Below are 18759 nucleotides of genomic sequence, written 5' to 3'. Positions count from 1 at the left end.
AAAAAGCGGACAACCGTTTTAGGGTCGTCCGCAGAGGGATGGATTGCATTCGTCACTTGATCAGCGGGAAGTTGCCTGTTATAAAATATTTGCAATAAATTCTTCTATCAAACGATTCACCTGTTCAGGTTTGTCTGTATTGGAATTATGTCCCGCTCCTTCAATCCACGTCAAAGGAATTTTTGTATTGCAATGCCATGCCTTGTTATAGCGTATACATGAACCAGCGTGATCTTGTGTGCCGCATATCAATAAAGCTGGACACTTGATCTCATACGGCAGATCTTTTTCCATAGCCGCTGCCAAAATACGAAAACCATGTCCGGCAATTTGTGCATAGCGTTTCTGATTGCCGTCATAAGTCAGCATTATTTCGCGCATGAGATTTCTACCGTAATCAGACGTGGCAACGCCTTCCGACCCCGATTTCAGGAGCCATTTCCACGGATAGTGAGCATATACCGGTTCCATCCGTTTCAAAAGCCAAAGTTCAACTGCCGTCACATAACTTCGTTGCAGCGGTGCAGAGTCAATGGAGACAAAACCTTTCATTTTGTCAGGATAAAGCTGCGCATAAGCCTGTCCCACATATCCACCCATAGACTGCCCGATCATAACAGGCTTTGTAATTCCTTCTTGGTTTAAGATATCGTTCAGCCATTTTGCTTTATCGAACAGATCAAAATCGAACCGAAACGGCCATGAGGAACCGTGTGCCGGTGCATCCCAGACGATAACATTCTGCCTGTTCTCGAAATGCTGAATCTGCTTATCAAACAATCGATGATCCGCAGTCAAACCCGGCAGAAAAACAAGAGTAAGTGCATCCGGGTTTGACACGCTTGCCCAATAGTGAATCGTTCCGCATCGAGTTTGAAAAGTCTTTTCTTTCATCGGGCTTTCCTCCATAAATTCCGAGTTGTCGTTCTCAGTATACCACGCTTTTTTCCTACAGAAAAGGTTTCGAAAAACAAAAAATAACCCCTGAGGGCTTGTTACCTCTCTCCGGGGGACAGATTCTATGCACCGGCACGCTGAAGGATGCCGTGTCCGAGGCCATGCGCGAGTGGACCAGCCGCATCAGCGACACCCACTACTGCCTTGGCTCGGTGAGGGGGCCTTACCCCTTCCCCACCATCGTGCGCGATTTTCAGGCGGTCATCTCCAAGGAGATCAAGGAGCAGCTGCCGGGAAAGCGGAGAGCGGCTTTTATACCGTTCTCCGCTCTTTGTTCTTATTTTATCTGCGGTGGATCCTTTCGCTGCCGGGTGGATTTCAGATATTCCAGCAGTGTCTGGCTCACCACCGAGTTTGCCGTCTTGGAAAACGCCAGCCCCAGCGTCCGGCAGCAGGCAGGTTTCAGCGGGCGGGACACCACGTCGGGGCAGCCGAATGCCTGCATCACCAGTTCCTGCGAGATAGTCACGCCCAGCCCGCTGCGCACGAAGGCCATGATGAGGGTATCGTCCCGGAAGCTATATGCAATATTCGGCTTCACCGGGCATTTGAGCATCAGGTGTTGGATATCATTGTCGCAGCCGGGCGTTTCGATGATGAGCGGGCACTGAAACAGCTGCGGCAGGGTCACACTGGGCTGTGCAGCCAGCGGATGCCCCTCCGGGAACACGGCACACAACGGGTCGTCCCGGAGCGGGTAGAATTTCAGGTCGTCTGCCACAATGGACGAGAGAAAACCGCAGTCCACCTGTCCACGGATGATCCATTCCCGGATCTCATCATAGTTGCCGTCCAGAATTTCAATCTTCACCTTCGGGTAGTTTTCCTTGAAATAATGCACGACCTCCGGCATCCAGAGGGTGGTGATGCTGGAAATGCTGCCCACCCGCAGCTTGCCCTCCACCTTGTGGTTGATGTTGAACGCCGCCTGCCGCAGCCGGGTCTTCTGGTTGGCAAGTTCCCGGATATAGGGCAAAAGACGTGTCCCGTTATCGGTCAGGGTCACGCCCCGGTTGATGCGGGCGAACAGCTGCACGCCCAATTCCTCTTCCAACCCTGCCATCATCTGGCTGATGCCGGATTGGGTATAGTTCAGCGCCTCCGCTGCTTTGGAAAAGCTGCCCGTTTCGCATACTTTCAAGAATATCTCGTATCGGTCTTTCTGTTCCCGCATCGCAAACGCTCCATAAGTAAAATTTATAGGTCACAGTAATTTTATTTGGTTTACTGATATGATACTTCATGTTATCCTATATTACAATAGGTTTTTAGGATAGGAGTTTAAGAATCATGGAAAAGAAAGCAAGCAGTTTCTCTGGGCAAATCGGATTTGTCCTTGCTGCCGCCGGAAGTGCAGTGGGTGTCGGCAACCTGTGGCGGTTCCCGTACCTTGCCGCAAAGGATGGCGGCGGTTTATTTTTGCTGGTGTATCTGGTGCTGGTGCTGACCTTCGGTTTTACCCTGCTCACCTCGGATATCGCCATCGGGCGCCGCACCAAGCAGAGTGCCATCCGCGCCTACGAGACTATGCGTCCCAAGTGGAAATTCCTCGGTATCCTCACCTTTCTGGTGCCCGTTCTCATCATGACCTACTACGCCGTCATCGGCGGGTGGATCACGAAATATGCGGTGGTCTACCTCACCGGACAGTCTGCCGCCGCTGCCGAGGATGGCTATTTCACCAGCTTTATCACCTCGCCGGTGTCGCCTGTGGTGTTCGCTCTGCTGTTCATGGGCGTGACTGCTTTCATCGTGTACAACGGCGTGGAGGGCGGCATTGAGCGGGTGTCCCGCTACATGATGCCCATTCTGCTGGTGCTGGTGGTCGTGATTGCGGGTTACGCCCTCACCCTGCGCCACGAGGACGCTTCCGGGCAGATGCGCACCGGTCTGGAGGGTCTGCGCTACTACCTGACCCCGCACATGGAAGGGCTGACCGTCAGCCGCTTTTTGCAGATCCTGCTGGACGCCATGAGTCAGTTGTTCTTCTCTCTCAGCGTATCCATGGGCATTATGATCACCTACGGTTCCTACGTCAAACCGGAAGTAGACCTGAACAAGGCGGTGAATCAGATCGAGATCTTCGATACCGGCGTAGCGCTGCTGGCCGGTGCCATGATCATCCCCGCCGTGTATGTGTTCTCCGGCACCGAGGGCATGAGCGCAGGCCCCAGCCTGATGTTCGTCTCGCTGCCCAAGGTGTTTGCCGCTATGGGCAAGGCCGGCACATTTGTGGGCATCCTGTTCTTCGTCACCGCCATTTTTGCCACCCTGACCTCCTGCATCTCGGTGCTGGAATCCATCACCGCAAACTGCATGGAGATCTTCCACTCGGGCCGCAAAAAGACGGTGCTTGTGCTGACGGTCATTTATCTGGCCGCTTCCGCCATCATTGCGCTGGGTTACAGCATCTTCTATTTTGAGGTACAGCTGCCCAACGGCTCTGCGGCTCAGCTGCTGGATATCATGGACTACGTCAGCAACAGCGTCATGATGCCCTTCATTGCCCTGCTGTCCACCATCCTGATCGGCTGGGTCATGACGCCGGATTACGTCATTGACGAGATGCAGCGCAACGGCGAGACCTTCCGCCGCAAGAAGCTCTACCGGGTGATGATCCGCTATGTTGCCCCGGTGATGATGCTGGTGCTGTTTTTGCAGTCCACCGGAATCCTTGCTTAAACCGTGAAGCCGCACGGGCTTTTTGGAAGCCGGACGCGCAGAAAGGGACTCGCCCCGACACGCCCGGTTCCGTTATCATCTGGTCTACGCCATTGAGGGTGCATATAAGTATCGGAAAGACTGACGATACCAGTTTTAGCGGATGGTTCTGCAGAGCCATCCGTTTTTTCTTGCTCGAATCGCGTTTTTCCTGTTTTCTCTTGACGATGCCGCTCTAATGGAGTAGGATGGTGCTGCAAAAACGAATTGCAAAAGAGGAGTTCTAAATGCAAATCAGCCTTTTATTGATGCAGCAGATCGCGCAGCTATTTCTGATTCTGCTGATGGGATATGCCGTTGTAAAAACCGGCTTGTTGAAGTCATCGGACAGTAAGGTGCTGTCTGTGGTCTTTGTCTATCTGGTCATGCCCTGTGTCGTTCTGAACGCCTTTCAGATCAAGGATACACCGGAGATCCGCACCGGGCTGCTTTATTCCATGGGCATCGCCGTTGGAATGCACGCTGTATTTCTGCTTCTGAATGCGCTGTTCCGCAAAGCTCTCAAGCTGGACGCCGTGGAGCAGGTCAATATCATTTACAGCAATGCCGCCGCGCTGGTCATTCCCATTGTGCAGGCTCTGCTGGGGGAGGAATATGTTGTCTACTCCTGCGCCTTTGTCATTGTACAGCTGGTACTGCTCTGGACCCATGCAAGCGCCTGCCTGCAGGGGTCTGCCCGGCTGGAATGGCGCAAGCTCCTTACCAATGTCAATCTGATCGCCATTGCAGCCGGTGCTCTGCTGTACCTGCTGCACATCTCGCTGCCCGCCCCGATCACCAGCACACTGAGCAGTGTCGGCAATATGATCGGCCCCATGGGAATGCTGCTGGCAGGCATGGCCATTGCGGAAGTCCCCCTCAAAAAGGTTTTCTGCACCCCGCGCAACTATCTGCCGGTATTTCTGCGTCTGCTGGGTGTTCCGCTGGTCATCGTTCTGCTGCTTTGGGCAGTTCACGCATCCCTTTGGATCCCGGACGGCAAGTCCATCCTGATGACGGTCTACCTTTCTGCCATTACCCCCGCCTGTGCAACAGTCACCTCCATGGCACAGCTCTATGATCGGGATGCTTCTCATTCCAGCGCGATCTATGTCCTGAGCACGCTGCTTTCCATCCTGACCATGCCGCTGATGATCGGGTTGTTTGAGCTGTTGCTCTGAAATACGAAAAAAGGCCGTCCGGCACCGTAGCAGGGCTGCCTTTACAATTACAAGGATGTGTCTCTATGAAACTACTCAAACAATTCATTCAGCAGGAAACGGTCCTCACCGCAGCCGCTGTGCTGGCCGTTGTCTCCGCCTTCTTTGTTCCGCCGGATGCGCAGTATCTCGGCTACATCGACCTGCGCACGCTGGCGATCCTGTTTTCCCTGATGACGGTCATGGCCGGGCTGCGGCGGCAGGGCTTTTTTGATGGACTGGGCCGGGCATTGCTGTCCCGTACCCATAGCACCTTTCAGTTGACGCTGGTACTGGTTGGGCTGTGCTTTTTTGGAAGCATGTTCATCACCAACGATGTTTCCCTGCTGACCTTCGTTCCCTTTACGTTCGTGGTCCTGAGCCGTTTGGGAGCGGATGTCCGCCGCTCCCTTCTGATCCCGGTGGTCTGTATGCAGACCATTGCGGCAAACCTTGGCAGTATGCTGACCCCCATCGGCAACCCGCAGAACCTCTATCTTTACGGAAAAAGCGGCATGAGCATCGGGGGCTTTGTGCTTCTTATGCTACCCTACACCCTGGTCTCTCTGCTCCTGCTGTTGGCTTGGGCAGCAATGGTCTGCCGGAAAGCCTCTGCTGCCCTCTCCGTGGACGAGCTTGTTTCTTCTTCTGCATCTCAGGGGGATCAGAAGATCATCCTGCTGTATCTGGTTCTGTTTGCCGTTTGCCTGCTGTCCGTGATCCGGGTGCTGCCCTATGGCATCGCCTTTGCCGCTGTGCTCGTCTGCGCCCTTTTTGCAGACCCGCACACCTTACGGGCGGTGGACTATTCCCTGCTTCTGACCTTTGTAGCTTTTTTCATCTTCATTGGCAATCTTGGCCGCATTCCCGCTTTCTCCGGCTGGCTGCAGGAGTTTCTGACCGGCCGGGAAGTGCTGGTGGCGGTTCTTGCTTCGCAGGTCACCAGTAATGTTCCCGCCGCCCTGCTGCTGTCCGGGTTCACGGCAGAGACACCAGCCCTCATCATCGGCACCAATCTGGGAGGTCTTGGCACTCTGATCGCATCCATGGCCAGTCTTATTTCCTACCGGCAGATCGCACGGGAGCTGCCACAGGGAAAGAAGCAGTATTTCGGGCTGTTCACCCTGTCCAACCTGATCTTCCTTGCGATTCTGCTGGGCGTGTGGTTCTTGCTCCGCTGAGCGCGGCATCAGGCAGCGCTATGAACGTCTTTCTTTTTGCAGCCCGGCAAACACCACCCACTCTCCAAATGTCTTAAATTTCATTGTAGTCCTTTCCGGCAGACAAACCATGCCATGCTCTTCACTGTTCCAAATGTTACGGTTGCGTACATTTCCTCCAGCCGTTTTTTCAAACTGAAAGCCGTCTCATAGGGCGGCGTGAAGAACCCCGTTTTTTCATAAACATGCCGGACAAACCAGTCCGTCCGCTTCTGCTCCCCCTTTACATAAAAGCAGCCGCAGAAGGTCCCACCGGGCTTCAAGACCCGGAACACCTCCCGGTAAGCGGCCTCTTTATCCGGGAACGCGTGAAAGCCGTTCAGTGACAAAACGATATCGAATGCACCGTCCGCAAAGGACAGCGCACCTACATCTCCCTGCCGGAAGGTCACATTTTTCAGGTGCAGGCGGTCTGCCTTTTCCTGCGCCTGTCCCATCATATCTGCCGAGTAATCCAGACAGGTGATGTCCGCTTTGGGCAGTGTCCTGTAAAGCGGCATGGTCAGAATACCGGTGCCCACCGGCACCTCCAGCAGCTTTCCGGAAAAATGTTCCGGGATGCCGGACAATGCCTTTTCCAGATAGGCATCGTTTTCCGCTTTGTTCATATCCCACACCAAGCGGCACACCGCTTTCCCACTCAGGGTGGAACAAGTGATCATGCCGTCATAAAAGTTGTTGCCGCCTGTCAGCCGATAGGCGCTGCGAATCGCTTCTTTTCGTTCCATGTTCCGTCCTCCTTACGCGCTGCCTTTTCCAGACGTCCTCCGGGATACGGGCGTCGAATAGTTAGGTAAAACTAACTTTCTGCTCTATAAAAAGCCGCTTCACAGCGGTCCCACTGCCAAAATAATACGCCCTGCTGCTGCCTCTGTCAAGGAGTTTAGGCTTTTTCGGGGATTACGAAAGAGATTTCGCTTTCGGAATCTCCAACCGTCACCCCAGTGCCACATCCAGCACCATCATCACGCTGAAGCCTACCGCAAAAAACATTGTGCCAACGTTGGAGTGCTGTCCTTGCGACATTTCCGGGATCAGTTCCTCCACCACCACATACAGCATGGCACCGGCTGCAAAGCTGAGCAGATAGGGCAACGCGGGCACCACGATGCCTGCCGCCAGAATCGTCAGCACTGCCCCGATGGGCTCTACAATGCCGGACAGCACGCCGCCCCAGAACGCCCGGCCTTTTTTCATTCCTTCTGCCCGCAGGGGCATGGAGATGATGGCACCCTCCGGGAAGTTCTGGATGGCAATGCCAAGGGAAAGCGCCAGCGCCCCGGCGGCAGTGATCTGAGCAGTTCCGGCAAGGTATCCGGCATAGACTACGCCCACTGCCATACCCTCCGGGATGTTGTGCAGCGTTACCGCCAGAACCATCATGGTGGTGCGCTGGAACTGGCTTTTTGGCCCTTCGGCCTGCAAGCTGTTCTGATGCAGATGTGGGATGAGATGGTCCAGCAGCAGTAAAAACAGGATACCCAGCCAGAACCCCACCGCCGCGGGGAAAAATGCCAGCCTGCCCAGATCTGCGGCCTGCTCCATAGCCGGGATCAGCAAGCTCCATACGGATGCCGCCACCATGACCCCGGCGGCAAAGCCGGTGAGGGCACGCTGGATGCCGTCACGCAAAGCATTTTTCAAAAAGAACACACAGCCCGCCCCAAGGCTTGTGCCCAGAAAGGGGATCAAGATCCCCCAGAATGCGTCTTGTATCATGTAGTACCCCCTTGTGGTTATTCATAACTAACTGCATAAAAAGTATACTGCACTCCGGCAAAAAGGTCAAGGGATTTTAGGAGAAGCTAACTATATGCTTTTATTGCAATTCAACTTTTTTAATGCAACAGCAACAGCGTTGAATTGCATATCGCAAATATGCTGTTTGAATGTTGCACTAATTTCTTGACTTACGATAGAAATAAAGATAGAAGCGTGTTGTGAATTACTCTGCGAAGCAAAAAGGGATTTCCGTCACGGACAAAGGTCCGGGCAGAACTCCCTTTGCGTTTATCGTATTTTTACTCGCCTTCCGGTTCTTTGCAGACATCCACCCAGCCCTCGGCTCCGGCGGCTGCTTCCAGCTCCTGCAAGGTCAGCTTGACGGCGGTGTGACCGTTGCCGGCTGCCGGGTAGACGGTATCGAACTTGCGCAGACTCTCGTCCAGATAGATCGCCACGCCCTCGTTCACCCCAAAGGGGCACACGCCGCCGGGGGCATGCCCCACATAGGCTTCCACCTCATCGTAGGGGATCATTTTGGCCTTCATGTGGAACAGGCTCTTGTACTTGTGGTTGTCCAGCTTTGCCGTGCCCTCGGTAACAATAAGCACCGGCTTTTCGCCCTGCAAAACCGACAGCGTTTTGGCGATGCTGGCAGGCTCTACGCCCAGTGCGTGCGCTGCTTCTGCCACGGTTGCCGAGGACTCGTTCAGCACAATGACATGGTCTCCCAGACCTTTTTCTTCCAGATCTGCTTTTGCTTTTTCAAAGGACATCTTCCCACTTCCCCGCTCTTATTCGGTAATGGCCCAGACCCGCGCGGGCAGACCGGTTGCACTCTCGATGCGGGGATAAGAAACAATGACCACCGCACCGGCAGGCTGCACTTTATCCAGATTTGCAAGCACCTCCACCTGCAGCTTGTCGTTGTCCAGAACATAGCGCTCGCAGGCAAGGTCGCCCTTTTCCTCCGCCACTGCAGAGGAATCGGTATCCAGCGTTTCGTGGCCGTTGGCGGCGGCATTGCGTACCTTGTAGATATACTCCAATGCTTCCAGCGACCAGCCGGGAGCATTTTCTTTGCCCTCTGCGTCGATGCCGGACAGCGCATCCATATCCGGCCACTTCTTGTACCAGTCGCTGCGCAGAGCTACCAGCGCACCATCCGGGATGGGGCCGTACTTTGCCTCATAGGCCTTGATGTCCTCCACCGTCACAGCGTAGCGAGGGTCTTTCTTGGCCTGCTGGGAAATATCAATGACCACCAGCGGGAAAATCAGGTCGTTCACATCATACTTTTCGGACAGTGCTTTGCCCTTGATGAAGTGCCCCGGGAAGTCAATATGGGTACCAAACTGTCCGGGGAATTTGAAGGTCTGGATCAGGCATTCCAGTTCCGGCTTACCCCAGTCCCACACGGTCTTTGCCAGTTCCACAGAGCCTTCCGGGATGCCGGACCAGTAGGGGCTTTCATTGTTCAGTGAGTGAGAAAGTTCCACCCAGCGATATTTTTTAGCGTCTTTCAGTGCGTTCCACAGTTTATAATCAGCCATTGTCGGTTCTCCTTTTTTGACGATGTATGTCCGGGTGCTTCTCCCAGACAACGGCATCTTCCTGTTTTTTCTCAGTCTGTCTGCCGGAAAATTGTCTGGGAGCAGCGCATTCGCCCGGGCAGCCTGTGCCGGGCATCTGCTGTATGTTTCATCTGCCTGTGCTCCCTCCCTTGTGTTGGGGATAGTATAAACCCATTTTCGCACCATGTCAATAGGTTTATTCTTTCAAGGACAAATCTGCCTTATCATCAGCCGGTTGCCTGCCGCCGGAGCCCCCTTAATTTCATACGTCCTGCTTCTTTTCCAGTGCTTCAAAGTGATACCGTGGCTTTCCCCTGCTCTTTTTGCCGTACTCGATGGCTTCTTTAGGGCAGTAGCAGATGCACGCCATGCAGTGGGTGCAGTTTTTGCCCCAAACCGGCTTGCCGTTTTCCAGATGGATATTGTTCAGGGGGCACAGCTCCACGCACTTACCGCAGCCGATGCAGGCATCCGTTGCCCGGAAGGCATCGGCTTTTACAAAAAAGCGATAGAACACCGGGTTCACCGGGCCGCTCATAAAGCGGTCGTAGAGGCTCTCTCTCGGTGGGGGGAATTCCTGCCCGGCTTTGAGCCGGATCAGCGCCTTCTGAAGCGCAGGCTCTGCCTGCTCCACAATGCTCCGGGCCTGCTCTTTTTGGGGTGCATTGAACATGGCAATGTAATTTTCTGGCATGATGATCTGGGCTGTGCCCATATACTGCAGCTGCTTTTGCGCTGCAAGCTGCCGGTTATAGCCTGCCGCATTGCCAATTTCGCTGCCGCAGTCCATCACAAACCAGATACGCTGTGCCCCGGTCAGCGCGGTCTTGCCCAGCCACTCCGACACCACCCGGGGGATGCGCCATGCGTAGGTAGGCGTTACCAGCACCACGTCCCGCCCGGTCTGCACCGGGGCGGTATTCCCTGCCTTGACACAAGCGTTCAGGTCGTAAAGCGGCATCTCCAACCCTTCGGCAATACGCCGTGCCAGATATCGGCTGTTGCCAGTTCCCGTAAAATAAAGTACCATGGCTGCTCCTTCGTTTTTTGTGTTTTTTAGATACCAGTCTGCCCAGCAAACTGGAATTTATCTTTTTCTTCCTAAATATCGGCATACTTTTGATTTGTATTGCAGGTACTCATTTCCGAATGCTTCTATCAAAAAATCTTCCTCTACATTGACTATCTGTAAATGAAAAAATACCACTGCAAAACCTGTGGCAAAGTAAAGGAACCAATTAAAGAACGAAAACAATATTCCTATATACATTAAATCAAAACCCAAAAATGCAGGATTTCTGCTAATAGAATAGATGCCCGTTGTTACCAAATTGGTCTTTTCTTCTTTTTGCACACCTGCTCTCCAATTCTCCTTCATCTGTGTAACAGAAACAATAAAAGCAAGTACACCGAACATTGTTATTACAACTCCTGTAAATTGCAACACAATATGTGCTGTTCCCGAATAAAACACAATACTGATAATCTGTATTACAGGAAGCAAATATGTGATTATTTTAAGAGCTACTTCTATAAATTTGACAAATCCCTCTTTTCCTTTTCCTAATTGGTCTGTCTTTATGCCTTGCTTTTTCTGACTAATCAGCTTTGCAAAATAGCAGATGTAGAACACTGCCATCAGTGAAATTGTAACAATTTTTATTATCATCGTGTACCTCCAAATTCCGAGTTGTCGTTCTCCGTATGCCATAATCTCCGCACACAAAAAGCCCCCTGTGCAAGGTGTGTGCTTACACCTCGCCCGCAAACTTCATGCCCCAGCCCATGCGGGTGTCGTACATCAGGCGGGTCAGGGCAAGGCTGTCCTGCGGGGTGTAGCGGTCGCTGCCGGTGCGCCCCAGTTTGACGCAGCGGCTTGCTTCCCGGATCTCATACTCAAAGCCGTTGATGTCCACCGGACAGCGGATGACCTCCGGCTCTTTGCCCTCCACTTCCAGCGTCATGGTCTCGGCGTGCTGGAAATCCGGCAGGAAAATGCTGCCCTTGGTGCCAACGATACGGGCATTGCGCTCCAGTTCCTGCCCGATGGTCTGGACCGACTCTGCCATGCAGCCGCCGGGGTAGGTCAGCACAAGGCGGCTGTAATCGTCGGTGCCGTACTCGTTGATGTGCACCTCTTTGGTCTCCACCTTCTCCGGGTCCTGTCCGGTGAGAATGCGCAGAAAGCCCAGATTGTAGATGCCGATATCCAGCAGCGCACCGCCGCCCAGACCGGAATCAAACTTGCGGTCCTTCCGGGCACCGGAGGCCACAAAGCCGTACTGACAGGTGATCTGCTTCAGCTCCCCGATGGTGCCAGCAGTAAGGATCTGGCGCAGACGGTCGTACAGCGGCAGCAGCCAGATCCAGAACGCCTCCATGAGAAAGAGGTACTTTTCCTCTGCCAGACGGTACAGCTCCTGCGCCTGCTCCGGGCGGATGGTAAAGGGCTTTTCGCACAAAACGTGCTTGCCCTGCTCCAGACAGAGCTTGCAGTTTTCGTAGTGCAGGGTGTTGGGGGTGGCAACATAGATAGCCTCCACCTCCGGGTCGGCGGCAAGGGCTTCGTAGGAGTCATAGCAGCGGGGGATGCCGTACTGCTGTGCAAACGCCTGTGCGCTTTCCAGATGCCGTGACCCCACGGCAACAAGCTGCTCCCCCTCTGCGCCCATCTGTTCCACCGTAGATGCAAACTTTTTGGCAATGGTGCCGGTCGCTAAAATTCCCCACTTCATAACGGTACCTCCCGGTTTATTACTTTGGATTCGTTGCGTTCAGTATACCATGATTTTCTCTTGCGGAAAAGATTCCCAAAAACAAAAATATCCCCGGAGGGCTTATTGCCACTCTCCGGGGACAGATTCTATGCACCGGCATCTTTCATCTTGTTCCCAGCAGTCCCATCCATTATAATAAAGACAGAAAGAAGGTGCCAACATGAAACACCGCATTGTGACGGCTGCGCAGATGAAGGAAATCGAACGGGCCGGAGATGTCCACGGTCTGCCCTACCTGCAAATGATGGAAAACGCCGGGCTGGCGGCTTACGCTGAACTGCAAAAGCAGTTTCCGCATCCCGGCAGGCTGCTGGTGGTCTGCGGAAAGGGCAACAACGGCGGCGATGGGTTCGTGATCGCCCGTGCCGCTGCAAAAGACGGCTGGAATGTGACCGTTCTTCTGGCCGAGGGCGAGCCGAAAACCGCTGACACCATCCTCAATTTTGAGCGTCTGCACTCCCTGCCGGTGCACATCTGCACCGACGGTTCCGTACTGGAAACGCAGCGCTTTGATGCTGCTGTGGACGCCCTCTACGGCACCGGGTTCCATGGTGAACTGCGGCCTTCCGGCCTTGCTGCCTGCGGACTAATACGCCGCCAGCACAAGGGCGGTGCCTTTGTGCTGGCCATAGACCTGCCAAGCGGCATCAATACGGATACCGGCGAAGTTGCTGAGGGTGCCGTCCGTGCCGACCTGACCGTAACCTTCGACAGCTATAAACCGCTGCATATGGCAGAAACTTCTGCGCCGCTGTGCGGAAAGATCGTCTGCGCCGACATTGGCATCTGGGATGAATGGCACCCGGTGTTTTAATGGGAGGTGGTCATCCTGCACGATATCTGGAATCCGTGGCACGGCTGCGGCAAATGCCTGTGACAGCTCTGAAACAACGCACGTCCCCTCCGTACAGGCCTGGATCTCACGTCCCGGGTATCTGCGCAGAAGGGACGTTTCGTTTTATCAGAGTTTTGTCATCCACAGGCCGGGAGCCATCGGTTCCTTTTTCAGGAAATGGCATAGAACTGTTTCATAAACGCAAAAAAGTGCACCGTCTGTTCCGACATAAACTGTGTGGAAGAATACACGATATAGAGTTTCCGCAAGAAAGCCGACTGTTCCAGAGGAATGATCAACAGCTTTCCAAGCTGTGCATCGTTCTGAACCGTTGCGCGGGAAAGGATGGAGACGCCCATCCCCAGTGTGATGCAGCGGATCAGCGAAGCGGCATCATCCATCACAGCGATCACATTCAGATCGTCCAGCGAAAGCCCCCGGTTTTTCAGATAATAGAGCGTTTCCTGTTTTGTCCCCGAAGTATCCTCCCGCAGGAGAAACGGTTCTTTCAGCAGCATGGAAACCGGATCTTTCAATTCCAGACAGGCCTGAAAATGCGGTGTAGCCGGGGCCGCAATCACAAGTTCATCCGAAGTGACCGGCAGAAAGCGGCAGGGTGTATCCGAAATTTTCGTGCCGACCAGCCCGATATCGCAGGTTCCATCTGTTACTTTCCGAATGACATCCAGACTGTCCGAGCAGCTGGTACGGAAGCGGACATCCGGCATTTCCTGATGGTACGCCGACAGCAGTTCCGGCAGAAGATAGAGGGACGGAACGGAGGAAACACCGATGTGCAGCAGCTTCTGATTTTTATCGGAAAGTTCCAGGATCGCTTTCTGCTGGAGATTCAGGATCTCAGCTGCGTAGTTGTAAAGGGTCTGCCCTGCGGGCGTAACCGACAAACTCTTGGTCGTTCGCTTCAAAAGCTGTGTATGAAGTTCTTTTTCCAGATTGTTGATATGCGAACTGACGGTCGGCTGCGAAAGATAAAGCTTTTGAGCCGCAAGGGAAAAACTCTGGTATTTTACGGTATACACAAAGGCTTCCAGTTGGCGGATATCCATGCTGCGCTCCTTTTTTTGTGCTGAAAAGGTTTTTTCTTCTATTATAGCTCCGCTCATTGATTATATCAATAAGTACATTCGGATTATCAATAAAATCAATTTCCCCTGAAAAATCGTGTGTGTTATACTGAACTGGTAAAGTTCACCCGCTAAAAAAGGAGGAAATCATGAAATTATTCGACAAAACATGGAAGCTGGCCTTGTCCGGTGTGGTCATCGGACTTCTGGTCATGCTTCTGGCCATGTCTGGCAACCCGGCCAACATGGCAATCTGCGTGGCCTGTTTCATCCGCGACGCGGCAGGCGCGCTCAAACTGCACACCGCTGCACCCGTTCAGTATTTCCGCCCTGAGATCGTCGGCTTTGTCTGCGGCTCGTTCCTGATTTCCATGGCAACCAAAGAGTATCGCTCTACCGCCGGTTCTGCGCCGATGGTGCGTTTTCTGCTGGGTGCCGTTATGATGATCGGTGCACTGGTCTTTCTGGGCTGCCCGCTGCGCATGGTGCTACGGATGTCTGCCGGTGACCTGAATGCGTATGTGGCGCTCATCGGCTTTGCTGGCGGTGTCGCCACTGGCTCCTGCTTCTTGAAAAAAGGCTTTTCTCTGGGAAGAGCCTATGAAGCCAAGTCGCTCAGCGGTGCGGTGCTGCCGGTTCTGCTGGCTGCTCTGCTGGTGATTGGTGTGGCAACGGGTGCTTATGTGGCAAGCGCGGAAGGCCCCGGCAGCAAGCACGCTCCGCTGCTGCTGGCACTGGTGGTCGCATTGGTCATCGGTGCCCTCGCACAGAAAAGCCGTATGTGCTTTGCCGGAAGCATCCGCGATGTGATCCTAATGAAGAATTTCGACCTGCTCAGCATTATTTCCGCGCTGTTTGCGGTCATGACCATTTATAACATTGCCACCGGCAATTTCCATCTGAGCTTCTCCGGCCAGCCCATTGCACATTCGCAGCATCTGTGGAACGTCCTTGGCATGTACGTTGTCGGTTTTGCAGCGGTATTGGCCGGTGGCTGCCCGCTGCGTCAGCTGATCCTTGCAGGGCAGGGCTCCTCCGACAGCGCGGTAACATTCCTCGGTATGCTTCTGGGTGCCGCTTTTGCACACAATTTTAATCTGGTCGGCAGCGCCGCCAAAGCTGCCACAGCGACCGATGCCGCTGTTCCCGGCGGCCCGGCCATGCCCGGCAAGATTGCAGTCATTGTTTGCATTGTACTGTTGTTTGTGATTGCAGCAACCAACCTGCGCCGTAAAAAAGCGGCAAAATGATCTGAAAAAGGAGAAAGCACAATGGCTAAATTTGTTGAAGTGGACGTTCGCGGCCTTTCCTGCCCTGAACCGGTGTTGCTGACGATGGATGCGATGGAAGAGCATCCGGGCGAGATGATCCGCGTTCTCGGTGATGAAGCGCACACCCGCAAAAACATTGAAAAAATGCTGGAATATGAACACAAGGACGGTCAGACGACCACGCGGGCGGATGGCTGTTTTGAGATCACCTTTCAGGCATAACGGCAGCGTATGAGAGCAAAAAAGCCCTATCAGGTTTTGACATTCTACACTACTTCTGCGGTCATGGAACTGGAAGCCTTTTGCAAACAGAACGGGATTCCCGGCAGGCTGATCCCTGTTCCGCGGGAACTTTCTGCTGGCTGCGGGATCGCATGGCGGATGGAACCGGATGCGTATCGGCAGCATTCCGGCCTGCTTGCAGAGTGCCCTGTTGAAATCGAACAGACCAAAGAAGTTCTGCTATAACAAAATCGTCCCCTCCGTGCAGACCCGGATCTCGCTTTCCGGGTATCTGCGCGGAGGGGACTTATTGTTTTATCAGAGTTTTGTCGTCCACAGGCCATGCAGATTGCAGTAGGCATAGACCGCCACCGGTGTCTCGTCGCCCAGCTCAAAAGCCGCTCTGGGTGCCTCGCCCGGATGGAGATAGCGGATGTGGCCGCCCTGCGCCGTTTCCACATAGAGCCACTGGATAACACCGATTATCCTATTTTTCATCTCTGTTACCCCCTGCAACTTCCGAGTTGTCGTTCTCTGTATACCATGGTTTTCGCATGAAAAATACCTGCAGCAAGGTGTGTGCTTACACCTCGCCCGCAAACTTCATTCCCCAGCTCATGCGGGCGTATAACGCAACGTCAGGGTCAAGTGCTTTTTTAGTTTTTTCCGCCGTTTACCACAAGCAGCCCTGCACCGTAGGGCTGCCCTCAGCTTCCCATGGCAATAAGCACCAGCACGACCACCACCGCAATGGCAATGAGGCAGCCGCAGCCGCTGCCATCTCCCCCGCCACCGCCGCCATTGTTGTGGTTCCCACCGCCACCGCCGGACGAGCCGCCGAAGTTGCGGTTGAAGGCCGTCATGTACTGGGCATAGCCCGTATCGCCTTTGCCGAAATAGCCGTAATCGCCGTTTGCCATTGTATTTTCCTCCATCCGAAGTGTGTTTTGCTTCTTCTGCGGTCATTTTATCGAAAGAGCTGTCCCATAAACATCTCTTTCAGCATTTCTTGTCATCTCATTCTTCCCGGATTCCCAGATAGAGTGGCTATTTCATCTGTGATTCAGACAACAAAAAAGAGTGACAGCATTTCAAGCTGAAACGCTGTCACTCTGTAGGAACTGCGTAATGACTGACGATTATCCTTCTACTTTGACCGTAGCACGATCGCTCTTTGCGTTTCCATCCGCATCCAGCGTGATGTGCACAAAATGTTCCGGCTTATCATAGTCCTTCGTCTCGCCGTCATCGGTATAGTATTCATAGGATGCACCATTGGGAGCATAGGCAAGCAGGCGCAGATCTGCAAAATCCACATCCGCAACGCTCTGGATCTTTTTGCCGTCCTTGGCAAGGGGCAGAAGGTGTCCCTTGCGCAAAAAGAACACCACTTCATCCAGCTCCACCGGAATATAATGATGGCCTGCTGGCAGCACACTGGTTTCGATGCGGTTGCTTTCGCTGCACTTTACCCGCACCTGCAGCATCTCCTCCGGCAGATAAACATAACGGCCTCGGGCATTTTGCTCATATACCGGGGCGATCAACAGGCTTTCACCGATCATCACCTCATCCTCTACCCGGCGGGCAAAGTCGTCCTCCGGGAAAGCGAACGCCAACGGCATACAGTACATCTCGTCGTGCAGAGCAGCTTTCATGTACTCGCTGTAAATGTAGGGCAGCAGCAGGTAGCGCAGCTGTAAAATACCGGCAAAGGCGGCCTTGTTCTTAAAGCGGTAGGGTTCCTGCCGGCGGGTGTCCTTGGCAGAGTGGTTCCGCAGCAGCGGAGAGAAGATGCCCATGCCGTACCAGCGCAGCACCAGATCCTCCGTGGTATTGCTGCCAAAGCCGCCAATGTCGGGGCCTTCGTACAGGAAGCCGCACATATTCAGGGAGGGCATCATGTGCAGCGCAAGCAGAATGTGGCTCCACCAAGAATGGTTGTCGCCGGTCCAGATGCCGCCATACCGGTGCATCCCGATGCAGGCGGAACGGGAGTACATCAAAATGCGCTTGTCCGGCTCCAGCCGCTCAAAAGCCTCGCCTGCAGCACGGGTCATGTTATAACCAAAAAGATTATGTACCTTGTCGTGCCGCATACGCCCCTGCTTGGTGTTGTGGTAGAACGTCTTATAATCGTTTTCGTTGTTGGAAAGCTCTGTCACCATGCCGGTAAAAGCAGCAAAGCTGGAAATATCCAGATTTTGCTTGTTGTATTCCTCAATTTTAGCAAAGGTCTTTTTCAGTCTTTCCTCTGCGTAGAAGATAGCAGGCTCGTTCATATCATTCCAGAAGCCCTCGATCCCCTGATCCAGCAGAACTTTATATTGACTGCCAAACCAAGCGCGGGCTTCCGGGTTGAGCATATCGGGGAAGTGTACCCGTCCAGGCCACACACCGGCTACAAAGGGGGTGCCATCCTGATTCGTGCAGAAGTAGCCGTTTTTCACGCCCTCCTCGTACACATCATATCCCTCTTCGATCTTGACTGCTGCATCGATGATGGGGACAAGATGGATGCCCTGCGCTTTCATCTCGGCGGCAAAGTCTGCAAAACGCGGGAAGCGCTGCGCATCCACCGTAAAGTCCTTGTAACGCTCCATGTAATCAATGTCCAGAACCACGGCGTCCAGCGGCATATTATTGGCACGGTAATTTGCCACCACCTCGCGGACCTCGTCCTCGTTCATGTAGCTCCAGCGGCTCTGGGCGTTGCCAAAAGCCCATTTGGGCGGAATATAACTGCGCCCCACCAACTGGCGGAACTGGTGCACAATATCGGTCAGGCTTTCGCCCTCAATGATGTAGAGATCGTAATTTTCCTCGGCCACCGTGATGCGTAAGGTATCCATGTCGGTGTAGCCGCAGTCAAAGGTGACCTTGCCCGGGTAGTCGATAAAAAAGCCAAATGTATCCTTGCCGGACACGATCATAAAATTATAAGCACCGTACAGCGAGGATTTGCCCTCGGTATGGTTGCCGTCATCGGAGCATTTGCTTTCGTACACCCACCCGCGCTTGTTGATACCACGGACGTTTTCGCCAAGACCATACAGGACATCCTGCGGTTCCATGGCATAGGAGAAACCATCCGGCTCCTTGGTCAGATAGGGTATCGTTTCCATCATGGGCAGAAAAGAACCCACTACACTTTCGGTATCAAATGGTTGACCGTATCGCTTTTTGTAGATCATAGT

20 protein-coding genes and 1 pseudogene are annotated in these 18759 nt (G+C 53.6%); 8 read left to right on the top strand and 13 right to left on the bottom strand.

What is annotated here, in order from left to right; translation table 11 throughout:
- Positions 1–78: 78 nt before the first annotated feature.
- Positions 79–894 (bottom strand): alpha/beta fold hydrolase, encoded by an 816-nt coding sequence (locus MTP39_RS04820; RefSeq protein ID WP_249241651.1) that lies wholly within the window; start codon positions 892–894, stop codon positions 79–81.
- 131 nt (positions 895–1025) lie between these two features.
- Between MTP39_RS04820 and MTP39_RS04815 the strand changes: the two are divergent.
- Positions 1026–1187: pseudogene (locus tag MTP39_RS04815) on the top strand (tryptophan synthase subunit beta); the annotation flags it as partial.
- 47 nt (positions 1188–1234) lie between these two features.
- On the opposite strand, the gene MTP39_RS04810 reads toward MTP39_RS04815, so the two are convergent.
- Positions 1235–2131 (bottom strand): LysR family transcriptional regulator, encoded by an 897-nt coding sequence (locus MTP39_RS04810; RefSeq protein WP_249241650.1) that lies wholly within the window; start codon positions 2129–2131, stop codon positions 1235–1237.
- Positions 2132–2247: 116 nt separating this feature from the next.
- On the opposite strand from MTP39_RS04810, the gene MTP39_RS04805 reads away from it, so the two are divergent.
- From MTP39_RS04805 to MTP39_RS04795, 3 genes are all read left to right on the top strand, one after another.
- A complete protein-coding gene (locus MTP39_RS04805; RefSeq protein WP_249241649.1) occupies positions 2248–3639 on the top strand; it encodes a sodium-dependent transporter in 1392 nt (463 codons plus the stop codon).
- Between the two features lie 266 nt (positions 3640–3905).
- A complete protein-coding gene (locus MTP39_RS04800; protein WP_249241648.1) occupies positions 3906–4838 on the top strand; it encodes an AEC family transporter in 933 nt (310 codons plus the stop codon).
- 65 nt (positions 4839–4903) lie between these two features.
- The gene (locus MTP39_RS04795; RefSeq protein ID WP_249241647.1) at positions 4904–6037 is read left to right on the top strand and encodes an SLC13 family permease; all 1134 of its coding nucleotides are present in this window, start codon (positions 4904–4906) and stop codon (positions 6035–6037) included.
- 80 nt (positions 6038–6117) lie between these two features.
- Here MTP39_RS04795 and MTP39_RS04790 read toward each other — a convergent pair whose 3' ends face one another.
- The 7 genes from MTP39_RS04790 to MTP39_RS04760 all read right to left on the bottom strand — a co-directional run bounded on the left by MTP39_RS04790 (position 6118) and on the right by MTP39_RS04760 (position 12107).
- Positions 6118–6804: a class I SAM-dependent methyltransferase gene (locus MTP39_RS04790; RefSeq protein ID WP_249241646.1), complete on the bottom strand. Its 687-nt coding sequence runs from the start codon at positions 6802–6804 to the stop codon at positions 6118–6120.
- A gap of 208 nt (positions 6805–7012) precedes the next feature.
- Entirely contained in the window at positions 7013–7795 is a 783-nt protein-coding gene (locus MTP39_RS04785) for a ZIP family metal transporter (protein ID WP_249241645.1), read from the bottom strand.
- Between the two features lie 302 nt (positions 7796–8097).
- Positions 8098–8574, bottom strand: a complete 477-nt coding sequence (locus MTP39_RS04780; RefSeq protein WP_249241644.1) for a YbaK/EbsC family protein — start codon at positions 8572–8574, stop codon at positions 8098–8100.
- A gap of 18 nt (positions 8575–8592) precedes the next feature.
- A complete protein-coding gene (locus tag MTP39_RS04775) occupies positions 8593–9351 on the bottom strand; it encodes a cyclase family protein (RefSeq protein WP_249241643.1) in 759 nt (252 codons plus the stop codon).
- 283 nt (positions 9352–9634) lie between these two features.
- The gene (locus MTP39_RS04770; protein ID WP_249241642.1) at positions 9635–10402 is read right to left on the bottom strand and encodes an EFR1 family ferrodoxin; all 768 of its coding nucleotides are present in this window, start codon (positions 10400–10402) and stop codon (positions 9635–9637) included.
- Positions 10403–10459: 57 nt separating this feature from the next.
- Positions 10460–11083 carry a methyltransferase family protein gene (locus tag MTP39_RS04765; protein ID WP_442899415.1) on the bottom strand — a complete coding sequence of 208 codons (624 nt, stop codon included), beginning with the start codon at positions 11081–11083 and terminating at the stop codon, positions 10460–10462.
- Between the two features lie 40 nt (positions 11084–11123).
- A complete protein-coding gene (locus MTP39_RS04760) occupies positions 11124–12107 on the bottom strand; it encodes a Gfo/Idh/MocA family protein (RefSeq protein ID WP_249241641.1) in 984 nt (327 codons plus the stop codon).
- A gap of 202 nt (positions 12108–12309) precedes the next feature.
- Between MTP39_RS04760 and MTP39_RS04755 the strand changes: the two genes are divergently transcribed.
- Positions 12310–12963, top strand: a complete 654-nt coding sequence (locus tag MTP39_RS04755) for an NAD(P)H-hydrate epimerase (protein WP_249241640.1) — start codon at positions 12310–12312, stop codon at positions 12961–12963.
- A 191-nt stretch (positions 12964–13154) separates the two neighbouring features.
- On the opposite strand, the gene MTP39_RS04750 is transcribed toward MTP39_RS04755, so the two are convergent.
- A complete protein-coding gene (locus MTP39_RS04750; protein WP_249241639.1) occupies positions 13155–14051 on the bottom strand; it encodes a selenium metabolism-associated LysR family transcriptional regulator in 897 nt (298 codons plus the stop codon).
- Between the two features lie 167 nt (positions 14052–14218).
- On the opposite strand from MTP39_RS04750, the gene yedE reads away from it, so the two are divergent.
- Genes yedE through MTP39_RS04735 form a run of 3 tightly spaced genes read left to right on the top strand, consistent with a single transcriptional unit; the run spans position 14219 to position 15808 of the window.
- Entirely contained in the window at positions 14219–15319 is a 1101-nt protein-coding gene (gene yedE / locus MTP39_RS04745; protein ID WP_249241638.1) for a YedE family putative selenium transporter, read from the top strand.
- A 21-nt stretch (positions 15320–15340) separates the two neighbouring features.
- Positions 15341–15562 carry a sulfurtransferase TusA family protein gene (locus tag MTP39_RS04740; protein WP_097778273.1) on the top strand — a complete coding sequence of 74 codons (222 nt, stop codon included), beginning with the start codon at positions 15341–15343 and terminating at the stop codon, positions 15560–15562.
- A 9-nt stretch (positions 15563–15571) separates the two neighbouring features.
- Positions 15572–15808, top strand: a complete 237-nt coding sequence (locus MTP39_RS04735) for a DUF3343 domain-containing protein (RefSeq protein ID WP_097778274.1) — start codon at positions 15572–15574, stop codon at positions 15806–15808.
- 72 nt (positions 15809–15880) lie between these two features.
- On the opposite strand, the gene MTP39_RS04730 is transcribed toward MTP39_RS04735, so the two are convergent.
- The 3 genes from MTP39_RS04730 to MTP39_RS04720 all read right to left on the bottom strand — a co-directional run bounded on the left by MTP39_RS04730 (position 15881) and on the right by MTP39_RS04720 (position 18756).
- Positions 15881–16060, bottom strand: a complete 180-nt coding sequence (locus tag MTP39_RS04730; RefSeq protein ID WP_442899414.1) for a desulfoferrodoxin family protein — start codon at positions 16058–16060, stop codon at positions 15881–15883.
- Between the two features lie 209 nt (positions 16061–16269).
- The gene (locus MTP39_RS04725) at positions 16270–16482 is read right to left on the bottom strand and encodes an HFLK protein (protein ID WP_097770682.1); all 213 of its coding nucleotides are present in this window, start codon (positions 16480–16482) and stop codon (positions 16270–16272) included.
- 219 nt (positions 16483–16701) lie between these two features.
- Positions 16702–18756 (bottom strand): TIM-barrel domain-containing protein, encoded by a 2055-nt coding sequence (locus MTP39_RS04720; RefSeq protein ID WP_249241637.1) that lies wholly within the window; start codon positions 18754–18756, stop codon positions 16702–16704.
- Between the last annotated feature and the right edge of the window lie 3 nt (positions 18757–18759).

This window comes from Faecalibacterium sp. I3-3-33 (genome assembly GCF_023347295.1).
In the GTDB taxonomy this organism is placed as follows: domain Bacteria; phylum Bacillota; class Clostridia; order Oscillospirales; family Ruminococcaceae; genus Faecalibacterium.
Note: the sequence above shows the minus strand (reverse complement) of the source record. Positions and strands in the feature narration are given on the sequence as shown.